The sequence below is a fragment of the Dorea sp. 210702-DFI.3.125 genome (genome assembly GCF_020560945.1).
GTDB lineage: Bacteria > Bacillota > Clostridia > Lachnospirales > Lachnospiraceae > Dorea > Dorea formicigenerans.
The window spans coordinates 199,058-214,785 of the sequence record NZ_JAJCNF010000001.1; the positions used below are offsets into that span (position 1 = coordinate 199,058).

Genomic DNA, 15,728 nt, shown 5'->3' on the forward strand with positions numbered 1-15,728 from the left:
AAATATATGTGACTCTAGCGAACTCCTTGTTGCGGGCGCGCTTTTTCTTTTCTCGGCGCTTGTCCTGCCGGTCTGCTTCTTTTCGCTCTCTGCGGGACATCTGCCGTTTTTCGCGCTCTCTTTTTAACCTCTCCTCTGCCTCTCTCTGCTCGTAACCTTTCCTTCTTTTTTCTTTCAAGATTCTCTTCCTCGTCTTCTCTTAAAATATAAAGTCCCTGAATAATTGCAAACATGATCAATGTACTGAGTATAGAACTTCCTCCGTAACTGACAAGCGGAAGTGTCACTCCAGTAGATGGAATGAATTTTGTTACTCCTCCAATATTCAAGAACACCTGAAAAATGTAACAAGTTCCAAGCCCCAGTGCTACCAGTTTATAAAACATATTGCGAAGCTGCATCGCAATGTTTAAAAACATTACATAACAACTAACACATACCAACGTCATGCATAATCCGAAAATCAGCCCCATCTCCTCGCAGATTGCAGAAAAGATAAAATCTGACGATGCAACAGGAATCGTATCTGGCTGTCCCTGGAACAGTCCCATACCGAACCAGCTTCCTGTTCCAATTGCAAATAAAGACTGTGCCACCTGATATCCGCTTCCGCTATATGAAGCAATCGGATCTTTCCAGGCGACCACACGGTTCCTAACGTGATTAAACAAGTAATAAGCCCCCACTGAAGCTACACTTCCGGCTCCTAGTCCTGCCAATACATATAAGGGCTGTCTGGTTGCCACATACAGCATAACCAAGTACACTACAAATATAATCAGTGCAGCTCCAAGATCCTTTGACGCAACCAAAATCAATACATGAAACGCTGCTAGTGCTGTCGTCACAACGATATCTTTAAATGCCATGGACTGTTTAAAACTGGAAGCCACAAAAAATACAAATACAATTTTCACAAGCTCAGACGGCTGAACGTTAATTCCTGCCACCTGAAAACCAAGCTTTGCTCCATAAGACACAGAACCAATTACAATGACAAGAGCCAGAGATACAATACCAATAATTGCATAAACCTTTCTCCATTCCGAAAGCTTTTTCACCTTTCGGATCACGACTGGTACTACCAGACTGATTGCCACACCACCTGCTGCAATAACGAACTGTTTTACTGCATTGGAATAACTTAGTCTCGTCAACATGATCATACCGATACATAATAGCATGCACATATTATTTACGACCAGTCTGGATACTCTCGGATAAATATTCGTATATAGTAATATAGTAGCTCCAAACAGTACTACCTGCATCAGATAAAATGCAAGAAGTTTGATATCCTCCTTTTCCAAGTACATGACCAAATATGCAATAATATGTATCATGAACATCAACACATTCTGTTGTCTCAAAAGACTCTTCTTTTTATCCGGATCTTGATATCCAAAAATACTGAAACACAAGAATGTGTATGAAGTCATCAATATGATCATCAGATATTTTGACAATTCAACAATAATGTTTACCAATTTTTCACCTACTTTACTCCCCGCTTAAAATGTCCTCTGGTAAAACTGATATCTGGCATCGATATCTCTTTATCCTCCAGAAAAACATTTTTATAACTTTCCAAGATTTGTTCCATCTCCCGTTCTTTTTCTAATGTAAAATTCAGACGGATTCCAGATGGTTCCAGGCTCCTGATTTCATTTTTCTGATCCAAAAGAACAATCGGAGCTGAATTATATATTATATTATAACAGTATTTACAGTAATTTTTAACAGGAAATTTATTTCCAAGGCGATCTGTAATATATAACATACTATCTTTTCCAAGACAGTCCTCCGTCGTCCTTCTGATACAGTTCGCTGTAATCATTACAGGCTGATACCCATAGACAATCAGATTACCTCCCGTAGACAGTTCACTAAGCTCCCGGAAATTCAATTCAACGGAAGACGTATACTGATCAATTCCAAGTTCTGACAATCCTTTTATCGCCCTGTTATTCCATCCGTACAAATTATAATCTGACAGAATCTCCCCTTTATATCCTTTTGATTTCATCCATTCTAAAGCTTCCCAGTTCCGAACAAGAACACCTTCATAATACTGGCTAATCTTCTCAAAATATACCTTGTAAATATTCATTGCTCTTTCCCTGAAAATGTATGGCATCGCCAGACAGATCTTTGATTCATGTTTTTTATCTCTCATGTTTAAGCGGTATTCTTCTAACATGTCGATAACTGTTTCATCAAATGCGATTGCATCAGATATAAAGATGCGATCAACATATTCCCTGGCTAAAGCCAGCTTTAACTGTTCCACTGTCTCTACTGAAATCTGAAACTCATAATTTCTTCTGCTATTTTCAAACTTATTATCAGACATGTCTTCTGCCTGAATCTCCGACCAAATCATATGCCGGCGATATTCTTCTGTAATCTGCACTTCCAGATCCGAGAGCGCTGCTCTACGTAGTTCATTCAGACTCTGCATCGGCAGAAACAGATTTCCAGACACATCGATATACACCTCTTCAAATACAAACGGAGTATTTCCGGTTTTCCGTATCTGCTTTTCGATCCGTTCTGCCGCAAGGGGTTGATTTTTTGCAGTCTGGACCATATCTCCTGTCACAGTTACCGTCATTTCCGGTCTGTCATGCAGCCATACAGTCAGTTCTGAGGCAGTGCCTTCTGCAAGATTTAGGGTTCCGTCAATTTTTTCCTGTAATATGTAATCCATTTTTCCTTTCTTCGGTTCCGTCTCTTTTCCGGGGCGCTTCAAAGAAAGCATCTCTTTTCCGTTCTGCTTTCTGTAGTACCCATCACAGTACCCTCTTCGGCGGTAACAATTTTCCAGCTTTTCTTTGTCCTCCTTTGTGACATGAAACCCTTTTTTCCCTTTTTGCAGATAAATATCTGTATATTTCCGATACATCTGCGTCACCGTATATACATAATCCGGCTGTTTCATGCGCCCTTCAATCTTAAAAGAATCAATTCCGGCCTCAACAAGTTCGGGTATCATATCGATCGTACAAAGATCTTTCAGGCTCATTAGATCTGCAGATTTTCGATTTTCAACTCGATATGGAAGTCTGCATGGCTGCGCACATTCCCCGCGGTTTCCACTCCGTCCGCCAATCATACTGCTCATTAAGCACTGTCCGGAATAGCAGTAACACAAAGCACCATGCACAAAACATTCTATCTCCAGACCAGTTGCATTTTTCATATTCTTAATTTCTTCCAGAGACAACTCTCTTGCCGGCACAATTCTCTCTGCTCCCATTCTCTGAAAAAGTTGTGCGCTCAGTGTTTGTGTCACAGTTGCCTGAGTACTTACATGAAGCGGAAGATCTGGAAATGCTTCCCGAATCAGGCGCATAGCCCCGATATCCTGCACAATCACTGCATCCAGCCCTTGTTCGTAATATGGGCGGAGATAATCTACAAGTTCTCCCAGTTCCTGCTCTTTTAATAACGTATTGACTGTCATATATAATTTACGTCCGTGCAGATGCACATAGTCAATTGCTTCCAACATGCGTTCCTCATTCAGATTATCCGCATGCGCCCTTGCCCCGAAACGGCTCCCCCCTATATATATCGCATCTGCTCCGGCACAGACCGCTACTTCCAGGCATTCCCATGAACCTGCCGGCGCAAGTATCTCAACTTCTCTTTTCATTCTGATTTCGTCCTTAAATTAATTATTATTCAAGAATACCAGGATTCAGGAGTTTTTAATTCTCTGTCATTTTCTATGATTTTTCCGTCTTTCCGGTATCTTTATCTTTAAAAAGGGCCGTCAATCCGACAGCCCCTCTCATATTCTAATTCTCTTTATTATTCTTAATCTCTGTCTCCAGTTGAACAATCTTCATCTGAAGTTCCTTGTTCTCTTCCTTTAACTTGTCCAATGCTTTATCCGCATTCTCTAATTTGATCTGTACAGATATCAGTTCATGCTTCAGATCATACATCTCTTTATCTTTCGCTTCAATATCACTTTCCAGTGTACCGCCCTGTTTTCGTGCTTTAAAATAATCATCCGCAATATTAAGTGCCAGCAGAACACTTCTTGTCTCTGCACTCTGCTTACGATATCCCTCACTACTGCTGCATTCGTCAATCTTATGATTCAAATATGTAGATACCTTCTGCAGATATTCTTCACTTTCAAATCCACTTAAAGTGAATACTTTTCCTCCAATTAAAACTTCTGTAAAATTCTTTGATGATGCCATAAAAGCCTCCCACAAACTCTGCTATTTCTTATGAATATAATTTATTATAAACTAAACTGTCATAAAAACCAACTATTTTTCATGATTTTGCTTCAAAATCCCTAAATGTGCATACGCAAGATCTGTCACGATCCGCCCTCTCGGTGTTCTCTGAATAAATCCATTCTTCAATAAATATGGCTCGTACACATCCTCTATTGTTCCTGAATCCTCACTCAAAGAAGCCGCCAGAGTATCCAGTCCAACAGGACCGCCATCAAATCTTTCTATGATCGTCATTAAAAGATTCCGGTCTGTCTGATCTAGTCCACACTTATCTACGTCAAGAAGATCCAGTGCATAATTCGCCACATCTTCTGTAATATATCCATCATACTTCACCTGAGCAAAATCTCTCACACGTTTCAAAAGACGATTTGCAAGTCTCGGCGTCCCCCTGGAACGTCTCGCAAGTGCAGTAGCTCCGGCATCATCTATCCCTACATCAAGAACCTTTGCTGACCGGGCAATAATTCTCTTAAGTTCTTCAACTGTATAAAACTCCAATCGGTGAATCACACCAAATCGGTCTCTGAGCGGTGCCGTCAGCATGCCGACACGAGTTGTTGCTCCCACCAATGTAAACTTCGGGAGATCCAGTCGAATGGATCTGGCACTTGCTCCCTTTCCAATCATAATATCTATCGCATAATCTTCCATAGCCGGATAAAGAACTTCTTCCACCTGACGATTCAAACGATGAATTTCATCTACAAAAAGTACATCTCCCTCCTGCAGATTATTGAGGATTGCTGCCATCTCACCCGGCTTTTCAATTGCCGGTCCAGATGTAATCTTAATATTCACATGCATCTCATTAGCAATAATTCCGGCCAGTGTTGTTTTACCAAGGCCTGGAGGGCCATAAAAAAGTACATGATCCAGGGCTTCCCCCCTCTCTCTTGCCGCAGTAATGTATACTTTTAAAATCTCTTTTGCTTTTTCCTGTCCAATATAATCATCTAAAAGCTGGGGCCTTAGGTGACTTTCAATCTTGACATCCTCTTCCAGATTCTCTGTTGTTATAATTCTCCTGCTCATATCTCTCCCCTTGCAGTAATCAGAACATGAACTTCAATGCTCGTTTAAGCAATTCTTCCACCTGCATATCTGGTGTGATTTCCACCTGTTTCACAGCTTTCAGTGCTTCTGTATTGCCGTATCCCAATGCAACCAGCGCCTGAACCGCTTCGCTTTGAATCTCTCCTCCTGTTGACATCTGGGCTTTTAAAGCACCATCTTCTGTTATTGCATGTTCCAGAGCATCTTCGATGCTCAACTTATCCTTAAGTTCCACAATCAACTTCTGCGCTGTTTTTTTTCCGATCCCCGGTGCGGATGAAATGGCTTTCACATCATCAGCCATAACTGCAAACCTCAGATCATCTGGTGACAATACCGACAGAATTGCCTGACCTCCTTTAGGTCCGATTCCACTGACTCCGATCAGTAACTTAAATACATTCAAATCATCTACTGTCAGAAATCCAAACAGCTGCATTGAATCTTCCTTGACATTCAAATAAGTATGTATCTTCACTTCACTTCCAATCGGTGGAAGCTTACTCATAGATTGCGCTGACATATAAATTCCATATCCTACGCCTCCTACATCTACAATTACTTTATCTTCATATTGAGCAGCCAGCTCACCTCGTATATACGATATCATAGTACCTCCTCTGCTCCTTCTACTCTAAAAACATAATATCGCTTATTCTCCTAAGCACCTGATCTGCAACAACACCGATCAAAAATCCCGTAATCAGTCCGGCAACAAGAAGCACCGGCATATAATATGACATTGCAAATGTCTCAACAACAATCATTGCAACAACCAGTTGTCCAATATTGTGACAGACACCGCCTGCAATACTGATTCCAATAACACTGAATCCTCCTGCCTTTTTCAAAAGTGCCATCACAGTTAAACTAAGTAATCCACCTGCCAGACTATACGCAATACTAAAATAATTTCCAAACAAAACACCGCTTAAAAGGACACGTACTATAGATAATACATACACTTCCCTAAGCGGTATCTTATAAAGTGCAATCACGATAATCAGATTAGCTAGCCCAAGCTTGACTCCCGGGATTCCAAACGAAATCGGAACAAGCGTTTCAATATAGCTAAAAATCAATGCAAGCGCTGTAAATACTCCAAAATATGCTACGCGGTTTTTCACTTTTATGTCTCCTCCTACTATATCAGGCCGCTCTTTCTTATTCTTTATCCGCTATGGCACATAATGCTACTGCTTCACGGACACTAATTCTGAACTTTAATTACTTACCGCATCATACTGGCTGTTCTGATGGCTGTCAACTTCCACAACAATCTTATTCGGCAGGCAGATAATACTTTCTTTATTCTTAGAAACCGCCTTCTGCTTCACGCAGAGCTGATCCGGGCAATCCGCACGGATCATATCAGCTTCTCCATTCTTGATCTTCAAAACATTGCTTCCATTATTCAGCACGATCTCCTGATCATCTGCCAGACTATATACGCCTTCTATCTTTCCATTCACCTTTACAGTAATGTAATCTGCACTTTTCTCTCCAATAATCCTATGTAACAACACACACGATCCCGCCACTACCAGAATGATGATCATTAGTACAATATCTTTTTTCTTCAATCTATTTTTCATCTTGGCTACCTCTCTACGGATATTTTAGCACAGTACTTCTATCTATGCAACCACATGTTCGATTGTTTCTTTCACCAGAATCACTTTCTTAAACTCAAGGCAGCTAGTGTCAAGTGTCTGAAAGAACAATAGCATTGCATATCTCATATTTCATGTTATAATTACCATAGTTATAAATACTTGAAAATGGAGATTATTATGAAACTAAAACAAATGATTGCTGTTCTAAGTTCAGTTGCCATGCTCTTATGTGGCTGCAGTTCTGCGAATGCAAAAGACCAAACTTATTCCGACACACTTTACGATACAGTTGTAAAGGTCCAGATTCTGGATCCTGTAAACAAGAATGTCATGAGCGGATTAAAAAGTCTTTGTCAAAAATACAATACCATGTTTTCTATGTATGTAGAAGGCAGTGACATTTACAATATCAATCATGCCCAAGGCATGCCGGTAGCTGTTTCCTCTGATACTGCGACACTTATCAAAAAAGGTATCTACTACGGCAATTTATCCAATGGTTCTTTTGATATCACGATTGGATCTGTTTCCCAATTATGGGATTTTACTTCTGGTTCCGGAACTGTTCCAGATGCAGACGCAATTGCCTCTGCGCTCAGTCACGTAAATTACAAAAATATCAGTGTATCTGATAACACCGTCCAGCTTTTGGATCCAAACGCTTCCATTGATGTAGGTGCTATTGCCAAAGGATATATTGCGGATCGTATCAAAGATTATCTGAAAAAAAATGGTGTAAAACATGCAGTCATAGATTTGGGGGGAAATATCCTTCTGCTCGGATCCAAGACCGACGGCTCCAAATATAACATCGGAATCCAGAAACCATTTGGCGAGACCGGAGAACCGATCACTTCCATCAAAGTAGCAAATAAATCTGTTGTTACAACCGGAATTTACCAGCGTTACTTTGAGGCAGATGGGAAAATTTACCATCACATTCTTGATCCTCGCACAGGTTATCCATGTGAGAATACATTGTACAGCGATACAATCATTACTGATTCTTCCCTGACAGCTGATGCTCTGAGTACAGTATGTTATCTCATGGGATATGAAACTGCCAACGATCTGATTGATCAGTTAGAAAATGTAGATGCATTGTTTATTACAAATGACAACGAAATTCACTACACAAAGAATTTTCTTCGATAATTCCGGCAAATACTTATTTCCATCTTTCAGATTTGTAAGAAACTTTTAATAATATGGTGCAGATTCAATAACACATTTCCATAATAATAACTCATTGGCGGGTTTCCGGGAAAATACCGGAGCATCCGCCAGATATAAAACAAAATCATCAATATTCCAAGCATGGCAAGAATTTTCCATGCTTTTTTTGTATCAGAAATTCCCAATATATATCTTCGTATTCCGAACCACAGAATAAAAATCATAAAAAGATATACAAATGGATGCATCTGCCAAGCTCCCGCAAAATCCAGGTGCAAAAGACGTATAAATGCTCTCGTCATGCCACAACCCGGACACGGAAGTCCGGTAATCAGCACAGCCGGACAGATTGTAATAAAAAATTTCCTAAGCAACACAAAATAGGCGAATACTGAAAGTATCGCCCATTTTGCATGTTTCACATCTTTAAAAAATATCGTTTTTCCAATTTTTAATCTTTGTTTCAGATTACGTTTTTTCTCCATCTTCCACTTTAATTCTTTCTAGAGAATAACTTTCTTCGGACATTTTGCCGCACATGCACCGCATCCGGTACATTTTTCCGGATCAATATGCGCAACATTATCCAGAACCTTAACAGCATCAAACTGGCATGCTTTTTCACACATCTTGCAGCCAATGCATCCAACTTTACATGCCTTCATGACATCTTTACCCTTGTCTTTAGAATTACATTTTACAAGATGTTTCATGTCATATGGCACAATCTCAATCAATTTACGAGGACACGCGGCAACACATTTTCCACAAGCTTTACAAGCTTCTTTATCAACCACAGCAACGCCATCAACAATGTGGATTGCATCAAACGGACAGGCTTTCACACACGTTCCTTCTCCAAGACATCCATATGTACAAGTCTTTGGCCCGCCATTCTGCATCATATTGACCATGACACAGTCACCAATTCCATGATATTCGTAATCTGTTGCTGCCTGCTCACATGTTCCACCACATTTTACAAATGCTACTTCATGGATCTGCTCGCCTGCAGACACTCCCATAATCTCACCAATCTTGGCTGCGACTGGTGCACCTCCGACCGGACAGCTTCCAACTTCCGCTTCTCCCTTTGCAATTGCTGCAGCAAGGCCGGAGCATCCGGCATATCCACAACCGCCACAGTTATTTCCCGGAAGCACTCCAAGAATTGCCTCTTCTCTCTCATCTACTTCAACCGCAAATTTCTTTCCGGCAAGTCCAAGGAATACACCAATGAACAAGCCAGTACCACCTACGATAACAGCAGCAATAATAACAGCTGTAATATTCATTGTCTATCCCTCCTATATCAGTCCTGAAAATCCACAAAACGCAATTGCCATAAGACATGCTGTAAGCAAGACAATTGGCGTCCCCTGGAAGGACTCTGAAATATCATTGTACTCAATCTTCTCACGAATACCTGCCATAATTACGATTGCAATCAAAAATCCAACAGATGTTCCAACACCATTTACAACGCCTTCTAAAATTGTATAATCTTTCTGGACATTTGTAAGTGCTACACCAAGAACCGCACAGTTTGTTGTGATCAGTGGAAGATATACTCCAAGTGCCTGATAAAGTGATGGCATCGCTTTTTTCAGAAACATCTCAACAAACTGAACGAGTGCTGCAATAAATAATATAAATACAATCGTCTGCAGATATTCAAATCCTAATGGAACAAGAATAAATTTATAAATCAAACTTGTCAACAGGGAAGAAAGTGTAATAACAAACACAACTGCTCCTCCCATACCTGTAGCTGTCTCAACTTTTTTGGATACTCCAAGGAATGGACAAATTCCAAGAAACTGGCTGAGTACAACGTTATTTACAATAGCTGAACCGATTGCAATAATCAGTAATTCTGATAATGTCTTCATACTCTGCACTCCTCCTATTCTTCATCGCCTGTTGGAAATACTTTTCCGCTACATCCGGCACATCCGGCACAGTCTGAGCAGCATCCTTGAGGCTCTGCGATTTTCTTGCCTTTCTTTTCAGCATTTTTTCTGATTTTATTCATACCTGCAACCAAGAATGCAAGAACAAGGAATGCTCCTGGTGGCAGGATAAAGATTGTTACCGGGACATAACCGCCCTGTCCGGCTGCAAGATCTGCAAGCGGCAGAATCTGTTTTCCGAAAATTGCTCCTGTTCCGATGAACTCACGAACAATACCAATGCATGCAAGTCCAAATGTAAATCCAAGTCCCATACCAATTCCATCAAAGATAGAAGGAAGAACCGGGTTCTTGGAAGCATAGCTCTCAGCACGTCCAAGAATGATACAGTTTACTACAATCAGTGGAATGTAAAGTCCAAGTGCATCATAAAGACTCGGCACAAATCCTTCTAACAGGAACTGAACAATTGTTACAAATGAAGCAACAACTACAATGAACGCCGGCATTCTGACTGAATCCGGTATGATCTTACGTAGCATGGAAATCAACATATTGGAAAGGACCAGTACAACTGTTGTTGAAAGTCCCATACCAACTCCATTGATTGCAGATGTCGTAACCGCAAGTGTCGGACACATACCAAGCATCAGAACAAAAGTAGGGTTCTCTTTAATCAGTCCATTATAAACTCTTTCCGTACATTTATTCATCTTTAATTACCTCCCTGTCCAAATGCATTCTGATAATAGCCAAGGGCCGCATTGACAGCTCCGGTCACTGCTCTTGAAGTGATTGTTGCACCACTTAAAGCATCTATCTGCTCACCGTCTCCTCCATCTTTTGACACAGCAAACTTTGTCGGATTCTTTCCTACATACTGTTCATAGAAAGACGGTTCTTTTGCTTTCATACCAAGACCTGCAGTCTCACTGAGAGAAAGGAAGGAAACACCTGTCACAGTACCATCAGACTGGATACCAACACTAACCTGAATATCTCCGCCATATCCGTCCTTATCGGTTGTTGTGATGACATATCCTGTATCACCAACTGTACAGACTTCGTCAATAGTTGCATTAACACCAAGATCACTGATTGCCTGCTTTGCAGCCTTCTGATCTACATCTGTCTCTTTAAACTCATCAAGCTTTGCATCTGGAAATACAGCCTGCCAAGCTTCTTTTTTCGCCTTTTCCTGCGCCTGGGCGATTGGATTCAGAGTTATCTCATGAACGAGACCAAGTCCAAGTCCTGCAATCAAAGTGATAGCAGTCAGAATCAATGTGTTTTTCAAAATCTTATTCATTATTTCTCTCCTCCTTTACCAAATGGTTTTGGGAGAGTAACTCTCTCGATCAATGGTACAATTAAGTTACTGATAATGATCGCATAGGAAACTCCCTCTGCGGAACCGCCGAACAGACGGAAGAGTCCAGTCAGAATTCCAAGCAAGATTCCATACACGTATTGTCCCTTTGGCGTGATCGGACATGTTACATAATCCGTTGCCATGAACCATGCACCAAGCATCAGTCCACCGCCACACAGATGTGCTGTAATATACTGTGCATCAAAAAATCCTACAGCCGGATTCTGGAAATGTCCAAATATACCAATAAAGATAACGAATGTCACAATATATGTACCAGGGATACGAAGATCAATAATTCCCATTAAAATTAAGAAGATTGCTCCAATGATAATTGCAATCACTGAAGTCTCACCGATTGTTCCAGGAATTGTTCCGATCAGCATGTCCATAGAATTAACAGCTTTCCCTGACTTCAGAAGCGCCAGTGGTGTTGCTCCTGTTACTCCGTCATAGACGAATGTCGTCATCTGACTTGTAAAAGAAATCAAAAGGAAACATCTTGCTCCAAGTGCCGGGTTCATAAAGTTCTGTCCCAGACCTCCAAAAAGCTGTTTTACAATCAAGATACCAAATACACTTCCAAGTGCACCCATCCACCATGGTGCTGTAGGTGGCATATTAAGCCCCAGAAGCAGTCCTGTTACAACAGCACTGTAATCTCCGATTGTAATTTTTTTGTGCATTAATTTTTCATAAATATATTCTGTCAGTACTGCAGATGCTGTCGTACTGATGAGCATAATGAGCGCCGGAACTCCAAAATTATATATACCGAACGCAGATGCAGGCAGCAGTGCAATTACTACCATGAGCATAATCTTGCTGGTTGTCATATTATCACGGATATGTGGTGATGATGACATTTTTAATGTTTGATCGCTCACGTTGATTCACCTCTTATTCTTTCTTATTTCTTCTTGCGATTTGCAAGTGCTGTTTTTCTCATAGAACCGATTGCCTGCTTCAACTGACGCTTAGCCGGGCAGACATAACTACAAGATCCACATTCCATGCATTCCAGGCCTTCGTGTTTCGTAAATGCTTCTTCATCATGGTGTTCCGCATAATCTGCAAGTCTTGATGGAATCAGACGACTTGGACAGACCTCCACACATCTTCCACAATTAATACATGCTGTCGGCTCGTACTGTGCAACTTCATCCTTTGTGAAGCAGAGAATGGATGAAGAAGTCTTTGTTACCGGAACATCCACTGTAAACATAGAAAATCCCATCATCGGACCTCCGGAAATAATCTTCTCCGGATCAACCTTATAGCCTCCAGCTGCTTCAATCAATTCTGCCTGATTCATACCAAATGGCGCTTTGAAGTTGCCAGGTTCATGAACTGCATCTCCACTGACTGTTACAATTCTATCCATAGATGGCTCACCTTTTGCAACTGCACGGTAAATTGCTGAAATCGTAGCAACATTGTCTACAACACAACCAGCATCAGCCGGAAGCATTGATGAATTAATCGCACGTCCAGTTGTTGCATAAATGAGCTGACGCTCACCCCCCTGTGGGTACTTTGTCTGGAGTTTCAGCACTTCCATACGTGGCTCATCTTTTGTCAGTTCTTTTAATTTTTCAATACAGTCCGGTTTATTATCTTCTACTCCAAAAAGACCTTTTGCATTATCAAACAGTCGAAGAATTATCTTCATACCTTCTACTAACTCCTCGCCATGCTCCAAAATCTGTCTGTAATCTGCTGTAATATAAGGCTCACACTCCGCACAATTGGCAATGATATAATCGATCTTATCCGGTTCTTTTGGAGATAATTTTACCTTTGTTGGAAATCCAGCTCCACCCATACCGACAATTCCGGCATCTCCGATTGCATTCAGAATTTCTTCTTTTGACATCTCTGACACTGCCTTTGGTGTACTGTACTCAACTTCCTCATACTCTCCGTCATTTTCAATCACAATGCTGTTGACTTTGGAGCCAGCCGGAGTGAAACGCGGTTCAATAACTTTTACGGTTCCAGAAACTGATGCGTAAATTGGCGCTGATACAAAACCACCGGCTTCCGCAATCATCTGTCCTCTAAGGACATGGTCACCTTTTGCCACAATCGGTACTGCCGGTGCACCGATATGCTGTGACATCGGATATACCAGATCACCTTTCGGCTGTACCTGGACAATTGCTTTATCTTTTGCCAGAGCTTTGCCGTCATTCGGATGAACTCCACCTTTAAATGTTAACAATGACATCCTTTTATCCTTCCTTCCTAATTTGTCTTTTTATACTATACTAGAAAATATCTGATTTTTCCAGTGTTAGCTTCGATTTTCTTGTACATTATGTAATACAGCTCGTTCTTTTATTAACAAAGTAAAGGGGCGAAAGTTCTACAACTTTCCGCCCCTTATTATTTGCATCTTATAATCTATTACTCAGCGTCAGCTGTCTCTTCATCAGCTGCCTCAAGAGCTTTCATGCTAAGGCTGATCTTCTTCTCTGCTTCATTCAGATCAACAATCTTAGCTGTTACTTCTTCTCCAACTTTCAGTACATCTGACGGTTTGTCAACATGTGCTTTTGAAATCTGAGATACATGAAGTAATGCATCTACTCCAGGCGCAAGTTCTACAAATGCACCGAAGTCTGTCATTCTTGCAACTTTACCTGTAATTACTGTTCCAACAGCATAATCTTCTGCAGCATTAGCCCATGGATTAGACTCTGGGAATTTCAGGCTAAGAGCAATCTTTGTATCGTGAATATCTTTTACAAGAACCTTTAACTCATCGCCAACTTTAAATACTTTCTTCGGATTCTCAACACGTCCCCAGGACATCTCTGAAATATGAAGAAGTCCGTCAACTCCACCAAGATCGATAAATGCACCAAAGTCAGTAACATTCTTAACAACACCTTCTACTGTATCACCAACATGAAGCTTCTCAAACAGCTCTTTCTGTTTTTCAGCTTTCTCAGCAACAAGAAGCTGTCTTCTGTCACCGATTACACGGTTTCTTCTTGGATTGAACTCGCTGATCACAAATTCAATTTCCTGGTCCTGATATTTGCTCAAATCTTTCTCATAAGTATCCGACACAAGGCTTGCAGGAATAAATACTCTTGCTTCATCAACTACTACACTGAGACCTCCGCCAAGGATCTGTGTAACAGGAGCTTTCAGAACTTCATGGTTCTCATAAGCCTCTTTTAATCTTTCATTACCTTTCTCGGCAGCTAATCTCTTATATGTCAGCAACACCTGTCCTTCTCCGTCGTTTACTTTCAGAACCTTCACTGTCATAGGGTCACCTACGGATACCATAGTAGTAAGATCTGCATTGCTGTCGTTCGTGTACTCACTTCTTGTAATGATACCATCTGCTTTGTAACCAATATTTAAAACGATCTCATCTGGTTTAACATCGATGACAGTACCGTCTACTACCTCTCCGTTTCTAATTGTTTTTAAAGACTCTTCCAACATCTGTTCAAAAGTTAATTCTGACATTATTTTGAACCTCCTCAATTATTTTATTGGGCGTGGATGCCCCTGCTGTAATACCTACTGTTTCCACGGACCTTAATTGATTCATATTCAAATCGCCAAGTGTCTGTATATAGTACGTATCCGCACATGCATTGCTGCAGATTTCAAATAACTTTTGGGTATTTGAGCTTCTCTTGTCTCCGATGACAATCATCGCATCCACCCGCTTTGCAATGTCATAAGCCTCTTCCTGACGCTCTTTCGTTGCATTACAAATCGTATTTAAAACAATAATATCATAACGCTTTTCAGAAATAATTTCAACTAAATCTTTAAATTTATTGTAATTAAATGTCGTCTGTGCTACTACACAAACTTTTTCACTCTCCGGAACCAGTTCAAATGCCCTTGCTTCCTCTTCTGTCTGAATGATCGTAGCCGGGCCTTGCGCCCATCCTTCAATTCCCATAACTTCTGGATGTTCACGGTTTCCTATAATTACAATATGATATCCGTCCCGGCTTTTTTCTTCCACGATCCTATGTATTTTCTTCACAAATGGACAGGTTGCATCTACATAACGTACTCCGTTTTCATCCAGAAGATCACAGATTCTCTTTGGAACGCCGTGGGAACGGATGATCACGATTCCTGATTCTATCTGCTTGAGTTCTTCTTCTGACAGGATTACTTCAACTCCCTTTTTCTCCATGTCTTTGATGACTTCTTCATTGTGAATGATCGGACCATAAGTGTAGATCTTCTCTGCCGAATTTTCTTCAATTTGCTTATATACCGTATCCACAGCTCTCTGTACACCAAAGCAGAATCCTGCCGATTTCGCCAGTTCTACCTGCATGTTCAT

At 40.8% G+C, this 15,728-nt stretch carries 17 protein-coding genes; 1 reads left to right on the top strand and 16 read right to left on the bottom strand.

Features of this window, described 5'->3' with window-relative positions:
• Positions 1–14: 14 nt before the first annotated feature.
• From LI164_RS00950 to LI164_RS00980, 7 genes are all read right to left on the bottom strand, one after another.
• Complete coding sequence (locus LI164_RS00950; protein WP_227086605.1) at positions 15–1,487, bottom strand: FtsW/RodA/SpoVE family cell cycle protein; 1,473 nt, start codon at positions 1,485–1,487, stop codon at positions 15–17.
• Positions 1,488–1,495: 8 nt separating this feature from the next.
• Entirely contained in the window at positions 1,496–3,658 is a 2,163-nt protein-coding gene (locus LI164_RS00955; RefSeq protein WP_227086606.1) for a U32 family peptidase, read from the bottom strand.
• Between the two features lie 145 nt (positions 3,659–3,803).
• Positions 3,804–4,217: a cell division protein ZapA gene (zapA, locus tag LI164_RS00960; protein WP_005332876.1), complete on the bottom strand. Its 414-nt coding sequence runs from the start codon at positions 4,215–4,217 to the stop codon at positions 3,804–3,806.
• 72 nt (positions 4,218–4,289) lie between these two features.
• Positions 4,290–5,297 carry a Holliday junction branch migration DNA helicase RuvB gene (gene ruvB, locus LI164_RS00965; protein ID WP_117494349.1) on the bottom strand — a complete coding sequence of 336 codons (1,008 nt, stop codon included), beginning with the start codon at positions 5,295–5,297 and terminating at the stop codon, positions 4,290–4,292.
• 19 nt (positions 5,298–5,316) lie between these two features.
• Positions 5,317–5,928 carry a Holliday junction branch migration protein RuvA gene (gene ruvA / locus LI164_RS00970; protein WP_005332878.1) on the bottom strand — a complete coding sequence of 204 codons (612 nt, stop codon included), beginning with the start codon at positions 5,926–5,928 and terminating at the stop codon, positions 5,317–5,319.
• A gap of 19 nt (positions 5,929–5,947) precedes the next feature.
• Positions 5,948–6,445 (bottom strand): Gx transporter family protein, encoded by a 498-nt coding sequence (locus LI164_RS00975; protein WP_040015480.1) that lies wholly within the window; start codon positions 6,443–6,445, stop codon positions 5,948–5,950.
• Between the two features lie 96 nt (positions 6,446–6,541).
• Positions 6,542–6,913, bottom strand: coding sequence for a NusG domain II-containing protein (locus LI164_RS00980; protein WP_117648801.1), 372 nt, complete (start codon positions 6,911–6,913; stop codon positions 6,542–6,544).
• A 198-nt stretch (positions 6,914–7,111) separates the two neighbouring features.
• Here LI164_RS00980 and LI164_RS00985 point away from each other — a divergent pair, with 198 nt between their 5' ends.
• Positions 7,112–8,089, top strand: coding sequence for an FAD:protein FMN transferase (locus LI164_RS00985; RefSeq protein ID WP_227086607.1), 978 nt, complete (start codon positions 7,112–7,114; stop codon positions 8,087–8,089).
• Between the two features lie 26 nt (positions 8,090–8,115).
• Here the strand turns inward: LI164_RS00985 and LI164_RS00990 are convergent, their stop codons facing one another.
• From LI164_RS00990 to ispH, 9 genes are all read right to left on the bottom strand, one after another.
• Complete coding sequence (locus LI164_RS00990) at positions 8,116–8,595, bottom strand: DUF2752 domain-containing protein (protein ID WP_117656980.1); 480 nt, start codon at positions 8,593–8,595, stop codon at positions 8,116–8,118.
• An 18-nt stretch (positions 8,596–8,613) separates the two neighbouring features.
• The gene (locus LI164_RS00995; protein ID WP_005332883.1) at positions 8,614–9,405 is read right to left on the bottom strand and encodes an RnfABCDGE type electron transport complex subunit B; all 792 of its coding nucleotides are present in this window, start codon (positions 9,403–9,405) and stop codon (positions 8,614–8,616) included.
• 12 nt (positions 9,406–9,417) lie between these two features.
• Positions 9,418–10,002 (bottom strand): electron transport complex protein RnfA, encoded by a 585-nt coding sequence (locus LI164_RS01000; RefSeq protein WP_005332884.1) that lies wholly within the window; start codon positions 10,000–10,002, stop codon positions 9,418–9,420.
• A gap of 14 nt (positions 10,003–10,016) precedes the next feature.
• A complete protein-coding gene (gene rsxE, locus LI164_RS01005; RefSeq protein WP_005332885.1) occupies positions 10,017–10,736 on the bottom strand; it encodes an electron transport complex subunit RsxE in 720 nt (239 codons plus the stop codon).
• Between the two features lie 2 nt (positions 10,737–10,738).
• Positions 10,739–11,332 (bottom strand): RnfABCDGE type electron transport complex subunit G, encoded by a 594-nt coding sequence (locus LI164_RS01010; protein ID WP_117606884.1) that lies wholly within the window; start codon positions 11,330–11,332, stop codon positions 10,739–10,741.
• Positions 11,332–12,261, bottom strand: a complete 930-nt coding sequence (locus tag LI164_RS01015; RefSeq protein WP_040015481.1) for an RnfABCDGE type electron transport complex subunit D — start codon at positions 12,259–12,261, stop codon at positions 11,332–11,334. Before LI164_RS01015 ends, LI164_RS01010 begins: the two co-directional genes overlap by 1 nt.
• A 44-nt stretch (positions 12,262–12,305) precedes the next feature.
• On the bottom strand, positions 12,306–13,625 hold the full coding sequence (gene rsxC / locus LI164_RS01020; RefSeq protein ID WP_005332896.1) for an electron transport complex subunit RsxC: 1,320 nt from the start codon (positions 13,623–13,625) through the stop codon (positions 12,306–12,308).
• 179 nt (positions 13,626–13,804) lie between these two features.
• Entirely contained in the window at positions 13,805–14,884 is a 1,080-nt protein-coding gene (gene rpsA, locus LI164_RS01025) for a 30S ribosomal protein S1 (protein ID WP_005332898.1), read from the bottom strand.
• Positions 14,865–15,722, bottom strand: coding sequence for a 4-hydroxy-3-methylbut-2-enyl diphosphate reductase (gene ispH, locus LI164_RS01030; RefSeq protein ID WP_040015458.1), 858 nt, complete (start codon positions 15,720–15,722; stop codon positions 14,865–14,867). Before ispH ends, rpsA begins: the two co-directional genes overlap by 20 nt.
• Between the last annotated feature and the right edge of the window lie 6 nt (positions 15,723–15,728).